The 13,691-nt window shown below is 51.2% G+C and carries 11 protein-coding genes; 7 read left to right on the top strand and 4 right to left on the bottom strand.

The window, feature by feature from the left end; translation table 11 throughout:
- From B9Y58_RS05030 to B9Y58_RS05000, 7 genes are all read left to right on the top strand, one after another.
- The gene (locus tag B9Y58_RS05030) at positions 1 to 2,364 is read left to right on the top strand and encodes an ATP-binding protein (protein ID WP_073056866.1); all 2,364 of its coding nucleotides are present in this window, start codon (positions 1 to 3) and stop codon (positions 2,362 to 2,364) included.
- Positions 2,364 to 2,738 (top strand): response regulator, encoded by a 375-nt coding sequence (locus B9Y58_RS05025; protein ID WP_073056863.1) that lies wholly within the window; start codon positions 2,364 to 2,366, stop codon positions 2,736 to 2,738. Before B9Y58_RS05030 ends, B9Y58_RS05025 begins: the two co-directional genes overlap by 1 nt.
- Positions 2,739 to 2,748: 10 nt before the next feature.
- On the top strand, positions 2,749 to 4,221 hold the full coding sequence (locus tag B9Y58_RS05020) for a sigma-54 dependent transcriptional regulator (protein ID WP_073056860.1): 1,473 nt from the start codon (positions 2,749 to 2,751) through the stop codon (positions 4,219 to 4,221).
- On the top strand, positions 4,214 to 5,626 hold the full coding sequence (gene dnaB / locus B9Y58_RS05015; RefSeq protein ID WP_073056857.1) for a replicative DNA helicase: 1,413 nt from the start codon (positions 4,214 to 4,216) through the stop codon (positions 5,624 to 5,626). Before B9Y58_RS05020 ends, dnaB begins: the two co-directional genes overlap by 8 nt.
- A 10-nt stretch (positions 5,627 to 5,636) precedes the next feature.
- Positions 5,637 to 6,419, top strand: a complete 783-nt coding sequence (locus B9Y58_RS05010) for an MlaE family ABC transporter permease (protein WP_073056854.1) — start codon at positions 5,637 to 5,639, stop codon at positions 6,417 to 6,419.
- A 9-nt stretch (positions 6,420 to 6,428) separates the two neighbouring features.
- Positions 6,429 to 7,217, top strand: coding sequence for an ABC transporter ATP-binding protein (locus B9Y58_RS05005; RefSeq protein WP_073056851.1), 789 nt, complete (start codon positions 6,429 to 6,431; stop codon positions 7,215 to 7,217).
- 166 nt (positions 7,218 to 7,383) lie between these two features.
- Entirely contained in the window at positions 7,384 to 8,700 is a 1,317-nt protein-coding gene (locus B9Y58_RS05000) for a hypothetical protein (RefSeq protein ID WP_073056848.1), read from the top strand.
- 217 nt (positions 8,701 to 8,917) lie between these two features.
- On the opposite strand, the gene B9Y58_RS04995 is transcribed toward B9Y58_RS05000, so the two are convergent.
- From B9Y58_RS04995 to B9Y58_RS04980, 4 genes are all read right to left on the bottom strand, one after another.
- Positions 8,918 to 9,649, bottom strand: coding sequence for a DedA family protein (locus tag B9Y58_RS04995; RefSeq protein WP_073056845.1), 732 nt, complete (start codon positions 9,647 to 9,649; stop codon positions 8,918 to 8,920).
- Positions 9,650 to 9,760: 111 nt separating this feature from the next.
- The gene (locus B9Y58_RS04990; RefSeq protein ID WP_143154695.1) at positions 9,761 to 11,431 is read right to left on the bottom strand and encodes a tetratricopeptide repeat protein; all 1,671 of its coding nucleotides are present in this window, start codon (positions 11,429 to 11,431) and stop codon (positions 9,761 to 9,763) included.
- A gap of 82 nt (positions 11,432 to 11,513) precedes the next feature.
- A complete protein-coding gene (locus tag B9Y58_RS04985) occupies positions 11,514 to 13,064 on the bottom strand; it encodes a PEGA domain-containing protein (protein WP_073056839.1) in 1,551 nt (516 codons plus the stop codon).
- Positions 13,065 to 13,070: 6 nt separating this feature from the next.
- Positions 13,071 to 13,691 (bottom strand): hypothetical protein, encoded by a 621-nt coding sequence (locus B9Y58_RS04980; RefSeq protein WP_073056836.1) that lies wholly within the window; start codon positions 13,689 to 13,691, stop codon positions 13,071 to 13,073.

Below are 13,691 nucleotides of genomic sequence, written 5' to 3'. Positions count from 1 at the left end.
ATGGCAGAGAGCTTGTTTTCCGATTCTCCGTACCTTTTGGTACTTTCGGTGCTAGCCCTTATTGTATCCTTTTATTACCCCGTGTTGCTAGAACGCAAGATGACGGTACGCCGCCTGCCGAAACCTTTGCGTATGATGGTGCTTGCAAATATTGCCTGGAACGCTTGCAGTATTCTGGGCATCCTCTTCTTTTACGGACCCATGGAGCCTGATCTATCTGGCCGCTATATTGGCCGCCAGCTGGTCTTTGGGTTGCAGGCCTTGTGCTGGGTGCGTGTAGGCGTTGCCGTTTACGACATGTGCGAAATAGTGCTGTATAGCCGCCGCACAATCTTCAAGGCATTGTCTGCTTATGTGGGCGTGATTGTGATTGTCGCCTTAACCACCGTGTTCGTGCTTTGCCCCGATGTGGTGCCCGAGTTTGACTTGTTCGGTTTCCACCCCTTTGAAAGAATGCCGATTTTCAAGACATTTACCGTTGTCTATGTGCTGTTCTTCTTGCCGCCTTGCTTGATTGTGATTTACCAGTTGTTGCAGGGCTCCCTTAATTCGCTAGACCAAACGGTGCGGCATACGGGAGCCTACATGGCCGGTACCTTTACCCTGTGCTTGATTGTGGCGGTTCTTTTTGATTTTCTCATTCCTGTAATCAAGGAATTCGGCGCCTGGCATGGCGGGTTCCAGTTTATTGTTTGGCACCAGTTCTTGACGCTGTTCCTGGCGCTGCTTTGCGGCCAGTATTACACGTCTGCAAGGTTTAGGGACATGGGCGCCTTCTGGTTCTTGCAAAAGTTGATTACCAAGATTGAAGACGGTATCATCTACTACGATGATGCCGGACGAATCAAGGCGGTGAACCATGGAGCCTCCAAACTTTTGGGACAGTCTTCTATTAGTTTGTGTGAAAAATCCATCAAGAACGTTTTGCCGCCGAACCTCGAATTTTTCAAGGAATCGGTTTACAGCGATGTCCGCATGAATATTAACGGCGAAACTCACGTCATGAAGATTTACCTGTTCAAGTGCAGACAGACTCTCATGACGGTCGTCAACATCGCCTTTTTCATGGACCAGTCCAAGACTTTGTTGCTGCAGCAGAACCTGAAAACGCTGAACGAACAGTATGTGGAATACACTCATGACCTGGTGCGCTATCAGGATCGTTTGAACAAGGAAGCGTCTATCAAGGCGGAAAAAGAAAACGTGCTGAACACCTTGATTAACGCGCTGCCCTTTAGAGTGTGGTACAAGAGTGAACTGGGCGTTTACCAGAAGCAGAACCAGCTGGACCTAGCCAAGCGCGGCTCGCGCGAAGGTGCCCGAGACAATAACGAAGATATTTCTATCTACGAAAAAGAAGCCCGTGAGAAGGGCGAAGCGAAAGTCTACACCTCTTTCGAAGATAAAGACGGCGTCGAAATTTCCCAGGACGAAGCGAACCGCCTTACGGGTATGGGCGAACTGGTACAGACCTTCGACAACATGTACATCCCGATTATCCAGCAGGGCAAGGCCCCTTACAAGACGTTGTGCCTTAAGGTGGACATGACCGAACAGCGCAGGCTCGAATACGAACGTAACATGTTGCGTGAACAGAAGTTCATTCATTCGCGACTTGAAGAACTGGGTACCATTTGCGGCGCGTTCGCTCATGACTACAACAATATTCTTGGCGCCCAGTTAGGGTTCTTGGAACTCACGAAGGAATTGCTTGGACTCGAAAAAATCGAAGATCAAAAGACGCAGTTGCTCTCTTTTGTGTCAGAAGCATTGAAGGCGTCAAACCGCGCCAAGGATTCGCTCAACGAATTGCTGAGCGCCATTCGCGGCAATGCGAATGCCGCAACTCCTGCCATTGTTTTCTCGCCTTACATGATTATCGAAGACGTGGTCCGAAAGATTTCGTTGACCTTGCCGCCTAACGTGAAGGTGCATAGCGAGGAACTGGACAAGAGCCTGAAAATTCGCGGTATTGTGGCGTCTCTCGACCGCATTATCAGTAACCTCGCGAATAACGCTTTGTTTGCCATGAAGCAGACAGGCGGATCGTTGACATTTAAACTTTATCCTGAAATCCTGGAATCCCAACTAGTGACTCCCTATGCTCCGCCGGTTCCTGCCGGTGCCTATGCCAAGTTTGAAATTTCAGATACGGGTACGGGTATGGATTCGGGTACCTTGGAACGAATTTTTGCACCGTTTTTTACCACAAAGGCCCCTGGCGAAGGCTTAGGACTAGGTCTTTCTTCGGCCTTAAGGCTGTTAAAAGAGGGAAATGCCTACTTTACGGTGCAGACAACATTGGGTGAAGGAACTACATTTTATCTATATTGGCCAATGGAAACTGAAACGAAGGAGGGCTAGTGCCTACGATCCTGATTATTGATGACGACGAGCAATTTAATTTGATGCTCAAGTCCGCTCTTGAAATCAAGGGCTACAATGTAGAAACGGCTAAGAACGGTAAAGAAGCCAAGACTCTTTACCAGAATAAGACCTATGACGTAATCATTACCGACATTATTATGCCGGACGTCGATGGTTACGAAGTGATTTTGGACTTGCGCCGTTTGAACATGAGTGACCGCACTATCGCCGTGAGCGGCGGTGGCCGTACCTCTGCCGAAGACTACCTGATGACTGCCCAGCATTTTGATGCCGCGGCAACCTTCAACAAGCCGGTTGACTTGCAAGCCCTTCGCGCGAAGGTCGAAGAAATCATCAAGAGCCATTCGTAAGTAGGTCGCGATGAATATCCTGATCGCGGACTTGGATCAGAAATTTATCGACGATATCCAGCACTCTTGGTCGGTTGCGGGGACAACGTTGTTCACCTGCACCCGCGAAAGTGACCTCATGCCCATCGTCAAGAAGAATTCGATAGACCTCGCGTTTATCGAAGTTCCCTTTTTAATGCAGGACAATATGGACATGGTGAGCTTCTTGAAGGAGCGCCATCCGGGCATTGAAATCTTTGTGCTTTGCGACGACCGCAACTGGCAGGGCGCTGCCGCAGCCATTACCCGCGGTGCGAACACCTTCCTCAAAAAGCCGATTTCGATATCTCAACTTGAATCGACGGCCCAGAAGGTGCGTGCTCAGCAACTGAACAAGTCAAACAACCAGCTCATGGAATCCCAGGTGCTGGATGGCCTCCTCGGGAACACGCCCGAGATGCGCAAGATTCTAAAGACCGTTTACAAGGTAGCTCCTACCAACAGTACGGTGCTCATTACCGGCGAATCCGGTTCGGGCAAGGAATTCCTCGCTAACGTGATTCACCGCTACAGCAAGCGTGCGGGCGAACCGTTTGTGGCGGTAAACTGTGGCGCCATTCCCGAAAACCTGGTCGAAAGCGAACTCTTCGGTAGCAAGAAGGGTTCTTATACCGGTTCTACCGCCGACAAGAAGGGCCTGTTCGAATCCGCAAACGGCGGAACGCTCTTTTTGGACGAAGTCGGCGAACTCTCGGCGGCGACCCAAGTCAAGCTTTTACGTTTTTTGCAAAGCCACGAAATCAGGCGAGTGGGCGACACCCAACCGCAGTACCTGGATGTGCGTGTGCTTGCTGCAACGAACCGCGACTTGCAAGAGGCTATGCAAGAGGGCCGCTTCCGCGAAGACCTTTACTACCGTCTGAATACCTTCCATTTGCTTTTGCCGCCGCTCCGCGAACGTAAGCCCGCGCTTCCGAACCTGATCAAGTATTTCATCTTGAAGAACAAGGACGCCCAGGGTAAGGATATCGTGGACCTTGAACCGGCAGCCCTGTATGCGCTGACCAAGTATTCGTACCCGGGCAACATTCGCGAACTTGAAAACATTATCGAACATGCGACCGTGCTTGCTGAAGGCGGCGTGATTCGCCTGGAAGACTTGCCCGAAGAGGTGCAGGCCTGTGCCCGCGAACAGACGATGGCGATTCCGCACATCAAGGGCGACCACAATGTCGACCCCCAGGTAATCGAAGCAGAACCAATCGACTTGCCGGGAATCTCGTTTGAAAGCAGCGCGAAAACAGAAAAGAAACCCGCCGCCGAAAGCGATGCGGACGACGAACTCTTGCCGCTTGAAGAAATGGAACGCAGGCATATTCTGCGTGCCTTGAGCGTGTGCAATGGAAACCGCACCGAAGTCTGCAAGCGCTTGGGCATTAGCCGCGCGACCCTGTGGCGTAAATTGAAAGAACTTAAGATTATGATGGATGGCAACGATGCCTGATTTTGAAAATCAACAGAATTCTTACGAAGGTCGCCAGGTTCCGATGGACCTGGAAGCCGAACGTTGCCTCTTGGGAAGTATTTTGCGCGATCCCGACGTGATGGGCGAAGCCATCATGATCATCAAGGACGAAAGCTTTTTCTACTTGGAAAAGCACCAGCTGATTTGGACCGCCCTGTGTACGCTCAACCGCAACGTGACGCCGATTGACTTGGTGACGCTTGCGGCAGAACTCGAGACCATGAACAAGCTTACGCTTGTGGGCGGTCGCGAATACCTGTTTGAACTCATGGAATCGGTGGCCTCTTCGGCTAACGCCAGCTGGCATATCGAACTCTTGCGCAAGAAGGCGACACTCCGCAAGTTGATTAAGTCTTCTTCTGCGGTCATCAAGAATGCCATGGACCCGGCGGCTGTACCTGATGAAGTTTTGCAAGATGCCGAACGCGATATCTTCGCCATTGCCGACGACCAGATTCGCGATTCCCTGAAGCCAATCCAGAATTTTGTGACTCCGCTTTTGGAACGCCTGAACAACCGCAAAGACGGCATTACGGGCATTCGCACGGGCATTACCGAACTCGACGAACTCACGAACGGACTTCAAAAGTCCGACTTGATTATTCTCGCAGCGCGCCCCGGTGTGGGTAAGACGTCTTTCGCGCTTACGATTGCTGCAAACGCGGCAATCAACTTCCAGCAGAATGTGGCGTTTTTCAGCTTGGAAATGGACGGTGTTCAGCTGGCCCAACGTTTACTTTGTTCACAAGCGCAGATTGACCAGAGTAAGCTCCGTAACGGCTACCTCAACAGCGACGAAAAGAAAAAGCTGATTGCCGCCGTGACGCCGATTCAGAAGGCCCCGCTCTATGTGGACGATAACGCCGACTTGGGCATTATGGAACTTATGAGCAAGGCCCGCCAGCTCAAACGCAAGGGCAAACTCGACTTGCTGATTATCGACTACCTGCAGCTCATGAAGACGGGTAAAGAAGAAAACCGCGCTGTCGCTATCGGTGCCATTTCCCGCGGCCTCAAGATTCTTGCCAAGGAAATGCAGATCCCGGTCATCGCGCTTGCACAGCTTAGCCGTAAAGTCGAAGAAAAGGGCCGCGAACGCCCGCAACTTTCGGACTTGCGTGAATCGGGTTCTATCGAACAGGATGCCGATATGGTGTGGTTTGTGGAACGTAAGTTCGTGCAGACTCACCGCGAAGAAGACAAACATACTGCAGAACTGATTGTGGCAAAGCACCGTAACGGTTCGGTCAAGGATATTCCCATGACCTTCATTCCGGAATATACCACGTTCTACGATGCAGCACCCGAAGGCGAAGGCGGCGGCGAAGCCTATGCCTACGACGATGCCGGCGACATGGGAGCAACCGATTTCGGAAGTTACTAAGGAGTCCTAGATGCAGTTGCTGTTAGCCCCGTTTATCTGGTTTGGTGAGGTTCTCGTAACCGGTATCTCGGCTATTGGCGAAGTCGTTTGCATCTTGTTGAACACCCTTAAGCAGCTGCGCTTTATCCACAAGAATCCGGTGCTCATTGTAAAGCAGATGATTTCGATTGGTGTGTCGTCTTTGCCGCTTTTGTTCGTGACGTCTATCTTTACGGGCATGGTGGCTACGGTGCAGGCCGAGTTCGAATTCCACAACCTGGTGGCCGACAAGTTCGTGGGAACGGCCGCCTGTAAGATGATTTTGATTGAGCTTGGCCCCTTGCTTACGGCCATTGTGCTTTCGGGCCGCGTCGGTTCTGCTATCGCTGCAGAGCTCGGTTCCATGAAAGAAAAAGAGGAACTCGCCGCCTACACGGTGCTCGGTCTCGATACTTACCGCTATTTGGCGATGCCACGCTTTGTGGCCTTCTTTACCATGGTGCCTTGCCTTACCGTTATTTCGAATGCGCTGGGTATTATCGGTGGCTGGATCGTTTGCGTGCTCGGCCTCGATATCACGACCTACACTTATGTGACCGGCATGCAGTACCTGTTCGATCCCATGGATTTGTGGTCGGGGACGCTCAAGTCTTTTGTATTCGGAACCTTGATTTTCTTGCTAGGTTACTACCATGGTATTAATGCCAAGGCAGGTGCCCGCGGCGTGGGAATCGCTACCATGAGCGTGGTGGTATCCAGCTGCCTCATGATTTTGATTGCAGACTTTGTTTTGGACGCTATCCTATTCTTCTAAGGTGTCACTATGCCAAACGTAAAAATAGACCCGAACGATATCGCCATTCGCCTCAAAGGCCTCAAGAAGTCCTTTGGTCCGCAGGACGTTCTTTGCGACGTGAACCTGGATATTCGCCGTGGTGAGACCATGGTGATTATCGGCAAGTCCGGTGGCGGCAAGTCCGTGATTCTAAAGCACATGATCGGGCTTTTGCAGCCCGATGGCGGCGAGGTGACTGTGGATGGCGTGACAATCAGTACGCCCAAGTTCTTCGATACGCATACGATTCGTCGCAAAATGGGGATGCTGTTCCAGATGGGCGCGCTTTTTGACTCCATGGACACCGGCGAAAATATCGCGTTTGCCTTGCGTGAACACCACCCGGAAATGAGCGAAGCCGAAATCCAGGACGTGGTGACCGAAAAGCTCAAGATGATCAACCTGGTGCCGGAATTCCGTACCAAGATGCCGTCTGAACTTTCGGGCGGTATGCGCAAGCGTGTGGCCCTTGCCCGCGCCATCGCCTTGAACCCCGAAATCCTTTTGTACGATGAACCTACGACCGGTCTCGACCCCATTACCAGCGACGTGATCAACGACTTGATTCTCGATATGCAGAGCAAGCTCGGCGTGACCTCGGTGGTGGTGACTCATGACATGGTGAGCGCCTTCAAGGTGGCCGACCGTATTGCCATGCTGTATAATGGCCGTATTATCGAAGTGGGAACGGTGGACGAAATCAAGAACACCAGCAACCCCTATGTGCACCAGTTTATTACCGGTCAGCGCAAGATTTCGGTAGACGAAGACCCGTAATTAGCCCCGTTTTTGCCCTATTTTTCGTATAGGTAAACTCGGGTTTACATTGATGAACGGTTGCAAATTTTGTATGCAAAAAATATGTGCTTTTAAGCACTAATTTTGGTGCGGTTGTAGCATTTTCAATTTGAATAATGTATTTTTCGGTCAAAGAGGTTTTATTATGAATAAGAAACTTTTAGCAGGAGTCTCGTTAGCTGCTATCGCTGCAGCAAGCTTTTGGGCTTGCGGTGATGGTAATATTAACCAGATGAGTGGTGAAGATGAAGTTATGCTGCGTCTTTATGCTTTGGATCCGGCAACGGGCGGTCCTAGCAGCGAACTTGTTACTCTGAAGAATGATGCCTTGACCAGCTGTAAAGAAGATCCTGGCTGCTATGTTCAGTATCAGGCTTACCTTAATGGCGATGAACCGGTTGATGTAAATCCGGATCCGATTGATGATCCGAACCAGGGACAGCAGAATCAGAACCAGAACCAGAATCCGAGCTCTTCGGCTTCTAGAGACCCGTTCGTGATTGTCGAAAAGCCTTCTTCTTCTTCGATGATTGTCGTTGATCCGGGTGATCCTTCTTCTAGCAGCATGGAAATTGTTAGCGACGATACCTTCGGTACTTGCGCTCCGGAAAAGGCTACCATTAGCAAGGGTGAATCCGTTAAGTGGAAATTCTCTCCGAATTCGAAGTTTGCTGGATTTGATCCGGTTGAAGTCGCCAAGTCCGTTTACGCATGGACCACTACTGGCGGTGTGGATGACGGAACCCAGAAGAGCACCTCCAGTGGCAATATCACTTATGCCGCTTCCGGTCAGTTCGGTGCTTCTGTCGTCGTGACCTACAAGGGGGCAAACTATCCGATTACCTGCTCTCCGCTTCAGGTGAACGGCTTCCCGATTACTTGTACTTGCAGTGTAGATGGTGGCGATATTACGGATGACCAAGGTGTTGCGACTTGGACTGCTTTTTGCAGGTCGCAGGCCAACATTACCGGTTACACTTGGGATGGCACGGATCTCGGCGCCACCGCAGAAACGTACCAGCATCTCTTCGAAAAGAAGGGTGATACTTATACGCCGAAACTCTCTGTCGCTAACGATGACAATACTGTTCAGGTGGTGGAATGCCCGACTCTTGTTGCTACGGATGCCTCTGCCCCGGATTACTTGCTCGAAGTAGATGGCGGCCAGGTTCCTCAGGATAAGATCAAGGTGGCCAATGCTGGTTGCATTACTGTGGCTGGTACCTGGGATAATGAATACTATACCCCGTCGCTTACGGTTGTTTGCGATGCAAAGGGCTCGGGCGTGAGTTTGACGATTTCTCATGGCACTGATAAACCGGTGACGGGTCAGGGCGAGTATGGTGTCAATAATGTGACCTTCGATCTCGGTAAGGTGACTAAGGGTGCAATCTCCTTCAAGGATGTCTGTATCTCACTGACGGGTGCTGAAGAGGCCGAATGTGGTCTTGGCACCAAGTAACAAGCTCCTTTAAAACAGCATTAGAAAAGCTCCCTTCGGGGAGCTTTTTTTTATTGCCTACGTTTTGCCTACGAAAAAAGAGACATCCTAAAAGGACGCCTCTTATTCATCCTTATTAGAGTTCAGCCTCAGCTAACAGCCAACTTCCTGCTTTCAACTTCCAACATCCTGCTGCCTACTGTCTACTTCCTACTGTCTACTTCCTACTTCCTACTGTCTACTTCTTCTTGACTGCGTTCCAGACCATGTAGCCGATAAACAGAGCGCCAAAGGCGAGGAGCGCGATAGCGAGCTCGGAATTGTATTTTTCGATAATGTCCTTCTGGCCGTGGGCGAGGTAGCCAAGACCGGCGAGCACGCAGTTCCAGATGGTGGCGCCCAGGAAGGTGTAGACCGTAAAGGGCAACAGCTTCATGTTGGCGATGCCTGCGGGAATCGAAATAAGCTGGCGGATTACAGTGATGAGGCGACCCACGAAGGTAGAAATGGCGCCGTGTTCACGGAAGTAATTCTCGGCCTTTTCGAGCTTTTGCGTGTCAAGCAGCAAGAAATGCCCCAGGCGGCTGTCGGCGAACTTGTAGATAATCGGGCGACCGAGGAACTTGGCCAAGAAGTAGTTGATGTAGGCGCCTACGAGTGCGCCTATGCTTGCAGCAACCACAATCAGGGCTATGTTCAAGCCAGATTCGGGCTGCAACGCCTTGTAGGCGGCGGGCGGCACCACCAGTTCCGACGGAAACGGGATGAAGGAACTTTCGATGGCCATCAGGAGAGCGATGGACCAGTAGTTCAAATGGGCGTTGTACCAGTCAATGATTTGCGTATAAAGTCCTGCGGACTTGCCGGATGCTGCGGCCTGTGAAACCGAATCTGCGGCTGCGTCGGGGGCGGCGAATGCCGCGATTGCAAATAAAGTAATGGTTGCGAGAAACAAGATTTTTTTATTCATAGGGGCAAATATAGAATATGGAAAAGGGGCTGGGGTGACATAGGAGGGGAATGTCGATAAACAAAAAAAGTCCAGACGTGTCTGGACTTTTGAAAAATGTGTCAGAAGAGATTATCTCTTTTTCTTCTTGGCGGCGCGGGCCTTCTTGGCTTCGAGCTGCTTCTGTCTAGCCTTCTTCTTGGCTTCCATCTTGGCTGCTCTCTTGTTTGCGGCTGCGCTGTTGTTGTGCTGAACGGCCGGCTGTTCTTCTTCGACAGCTTCTTCTTCGGCGGCCGGTTCTTCGGCCGGCTGTTCCGGTTCGCTGTAGCTTTCGCCAGTCTGGTATTCAATGATAGACTGTTCTTCGGCTGCCGGAGCGGCGCCACCGTTCTTGGCCTGCTGCAATGCTGCCTTGGCTTCTTCGACGTACTTACCGTTCGGGAAACGCTTCAGGTAGATTTCGTAGTCCTTGAGACGGTTACCGGCCTTCACCAGTTCAAAGATGCCGGCTTCGGCTTCGTCGCGGAAAGCACCGTTCGGATTGTCGTTCAAGTAAGTGAGGTAAGCCTTGAAGGTGTTCTGTGCCTGGATGGCGCGGAACTTGTCGTATTCGCTGAGAGAGCGGAGCTTGGCTTCGACTTCGGCTCTACGCGGAGAGTCGGGGTAGTACAGCAAGAACATTTCAAGCATTTCGGGATCGTTGCTTGCCATGACTTGGTCAAAACGAGAATCTTCCTGCTTGGCCTGGTATTCCTTGATCTGCACCTTGCCGCTGTCGAGCGTGGAGTAAAGCTTTTCCTTAGTGGCGAGGTCTGCCGGGTGGCAGAAGGCGAGGAAACTTTCAAGAACGTCGGCGAACTGCGTACGGGTGTAGGCTTCGCTCATGTCGGGAAGTTCACCGTTTTCGTCGAGGTAGAAGCGGTAGTCACGTTCAATGGCCATGCAGTCCCAATCGGAGAGCGTGTCCTTGACTTCGCTGTACTTGCGCAGCACGTCGTCGCGGTCATGCAGGTTGTAACGCATGCGGCGGTCACGGCGGCTTTCGCGGCCGAAGTCAATGGAGAGTTCTAGGCCAACGCGGACGGGCCACTTGTATTCAATCTTGTCGAACTTGAGGTCGGAGTACGGCGAGGGGCTCGGGCTGTTGTCCTTGCTGCGGGCCTTGACCTTTTCGTAGGGGAGGAATTCCTTGCGGACATTGATACCGATCTTGAAGTCGGCGTCCTGGAAGATTTCGCCAATGCGGTATTCCAATGCACCGGACACGAAACCCGTCGGGAGCATTTCGGTGTGCTGCTTTGTGTTGCCGCCAAATTCATCGTAGAAGGTGAAGAACTGGAAACCGTAGCCACCCAAGACGCGCAGGTCAAAGTCGCCAGCCAGGTTGAAGGAGAAACCGGCAAGTGCGGACGGCGCGTAAGAGAGGAACCAAAGTTCTTCGTCGTCCTTGGGACTCTTGGTGTTCTCTTCGCCGTTGTCGTCTTCGAAGGTATACTTCGGCTTGTCTTCAATCGTTCCGAACTGAATGGAATTGACTTCGAGACCGAGCCAAAGGGTAAACGGAATATCAGCTTTCCAGAACGGGGTGATGAGCGGCGACCACAGTGCGCCGACCGAGACCGGTATCGTTAGAAGTTTTGTATCGATACCATCGTTAAGCAAGGTCTTATCTTTATCTGCTTTGAATTTCAGATAAGCGGGTTCGCCCTGCAAGTACAGCTGGGTACGCCAGTTGATTCTCTCAAAATCGGCGGCCTGAGAAGCCGCAGCCAATAAAGTCAGTGCAAGTAACAGTTTACGCATCAGCATAAATTTAAATTTTCTTTTGCAATGTGGATCGAAAAATGAAAAATAAAACGCCGTTTTTAGGGTCTTTTTTGTGGTTTTAGAAGGTTAAAACGAAACCGACGCCCAGTAAAAGGATTCCGGTGCCAAACAAGGTGCCGCCAATGATCATTTTTTTGTCACCTTTGTCCACCAGTTCCTTGTTCTCGGAGGCCTGGGACTGGAAGTTGTCGCCACCTGCAGCGGGGCGGTCCAAGTCCGTCTTGATCTTGTCTGCGTCGTCGTAGTCCAGACTAGCCAGGTACATGAAGAGGGCTCCCAAGAAGAGGGGCGCGATTGAAGACCCCATGAGGGTCTTGCCGATAAAATGTTTCTTGCGCTGTTTTAACCAATCTTGTTGTGCCAACAGTTCGCGCTGGTCGGTAATGGGGGTGAGCTCCACATTGACATTGGTGATTTCGGTGGGTGCGGCAAACACGGTGAGCGTGGTGTCCCTAAAGCCTTCCATGCGGAGTTGGACAGTCGAAAATCCTGGGTCGTAGATGGGGAATTTCTTGGGGGCTGCTCCTATGGGTTTTGAAGTCTTGGTGACTTTGGCCGAGCCGCCAAAGATGTAGGCTCCTTCAGGCTTGGAGTGTATTAAAAGTTCGGGCTTGACACGCTTGAGTTTTAGGGATACCTTGGCGGTGTCGCCGGGGAGCGGATTGATGGTCGTCTTTGCGCCCCACAACTGTCGGTCGACGCCCCAGTATGCGTAGACTTCGGTTTTTTCGGTGTTAGAAACCACGAAGGTGCAGGGACTCTTGCAGATGTCTATATTGCCCTTGGTGACGATGTTTGCTCCTTCGGGATTGGTCTCCACGCGCACGTAGCTCTTGCCGTTAGAGGCTTGCTCGGGAACGCGTTCGCCCTGAACGCGAAGGACAAAGCGGTGGAGTTTGTCTTTAGAAAGCGCATCTGTCAAAGCGTGGACTGCAGATAAATTAATTTGTGCTGTATTCGTCTTGGCTTGGGTTGAATCTTCCAAGGTGTAGCGCGACATTTGAATAGCGACAGAGTCAGGGGTTCTTGCCGAGGTGATGCGGCCAATGTAGGCCGTTGCCGCCCCGTGTGCCTTCAGGGAATCCCTGATGCATGCGGCGTTGCTGCAGACGTTGATGTCTTGACGGCTTACAAAATAAAGAGGCGTGCCCGATTCCTTGATTAGGCGAATCATCAAGTTTTCAAGTTGTTCTGCCAGGTTGGATTCGGAATTGCGACGTTCGAAAGAGACAAAGACATGCTTGCCTTCCACAGAATCCAAAAAGGGAATACTGTGAGGCGCTTCCACCGTTTCGGCTTGGGTGCTGTCTTGAATGCCGGAATTCGGTTCTGCAGAACTTTGATCGACGGAATCTTGCTGTGGGATGGTTCCGTTCAGAAGGTCGTTGCCTTTTTCGTCGACGATGCTCTTGAAGCGGTTCTTTGGAATGCGAATGACCGTGAACTTGCCTTGGATTGTTCCGCCTAGACTAACGGTGTCGTTCTGGACGCCCAGAAATTGGGCGGCCTGCTTGGTGCCGTTTACCAGTTCTACTAGGCTTGGGATGCCTTCGTCTGCCCAAATGGCGCTGGCCCACAAGATTGCCAATGTCAGTATGAATTTTTTCATAAGGCCCTAGAATGATAAAATGAATCCGATAGAAAAAAGTGCGGCGCCTGTTATGATACCGGCGTAGGTAAAACCCTTGGCCGTTTTGGCGCTTTCGCGGTAGTCAGAAAAATCTTCGAGTTTTTGCTGGAAACGGTCCGTGTCGATAGAAGAATTCTTGAGGGACTTTTTGTAGTCCTTGGCCTTGTCGATTTCGTAGTAGGTGACAGCACCTGCCACAAGGCCTGCCGCAAAAGGAATAAGCGAAATCTTCATGAGTTTTTTTCCGATGTGTGCGCGTTTACGCTTTGCAAGTTCGGACTGTTGCCTTTCCAGGAATTCTTCGTCAGGAATAGGCTTTTGAGAAATGATGATGAACGAGGTGTCCTTAGGCGACAGCGTTACGCGGAGGGTGGTGTCCATGAATCCCGGATTGAAAAGGGATATCAGGACTTCGCTTGCCAAGGTGTCTTCGGAAAGTTCAATGACGGCAGGTGAAACAAAGTCAGGATCCTTGGCGTGGTTCGGACGGATTTCGTCAACGTAGATATCGGCGTTACTTGGAATCGTCGATACGTGTAACACCTTGGGGTCTGCAAAAACGCAGGCTGTCATGCAAAGGATTAGTGTGGTCAAAAGGCGCAACAT

Origin of the sequence: Fibrobacter sp. UWB15 (assembly GCF_900177705.1) — a bacterium.
Lineage (GTDB): Bacteria > Fibrobacterota > Fibrobacteria > Fibrobacterales > Fibrobacteraceae > Fibrobacter.
The sequence above is the reverse complement of the archived record's forward strand: the minus strand, read 5'-3'. Positions and strand labels throughout refer to the sequence as shown.

Bases quoted from the DNA above. Each gene is read 5' to 3' on its own strand.
- B9Y58_RS05030 (WP_073056866.1), top strand. From the start codon at position 1: ATGGCAGAGAGCTTGTTTTCCGATTCTCCGTACCTTTTGGTACTTTCG.
- B9Y58_RS05020 (WP_073056860.1), top strand. From the start codon at position 2,749: ATGAATATCCTGATCGCGGACTTGGATCAGAAATTTATCGACGATATC.
- dnaB (WP_073056857.1), top strand. From the start codon at position 4,214: ATGCCTGATTTTGAAAATCAACAGAATTCTTACGAAGGTCGCCAGGTT.
- B9Y58_RS05010 (WP_073056854.1), top strand. From the start codon at position 5,637: ATGCAGTTGCTGTTAGCCCCGTTTATCTGGTTTGGTGAGGTTCTCGTA.
- B9Y58_RS05005 (WP_073056851.1), top strand. From the start codon at position 6,429: ATGCCAAACGTAAAAATAGACCCGAACGATATCGCCATTCGCCTCAAA.
- B9Y58_RS05000 (WP_073056848.1), top strand. From the start codon at position 7,384: ATGAATAAGAAACTTTTAGCAGGAGTCTCGTTAGCTGCTATCGCTGCA.
- B9Y58_RS04995 (WP_073056845.1), bottom strand. From the start codon at position 9,649: ATGAATAAAAAAATCTTGTTTCTCGCAACCATTACTTTATTTGCAATC.
- B9Y58_RS04990 (WP_143154695.1), bottom strand. From the start codon at position 11,431: ATGCGTAAACTGTTACTTGCACTGACTTTATTGGCTGCGGCTTCTCAG.
- B9Y58_RS04985 (WP_073056839.1), bottom strand. From the start codon at position 13,064: ATGAAAAAATTCATACTGACATTGGCAATCTTGTGGGCCAGCGCCATT.
- B9Y58_RS04980 (WP_073056836.1), bottom strand. From the start codon at position 13,691: ATGTTGCGCCTTTTGACCACACTAATCCTTTGCATGACAGCCTGCGTT.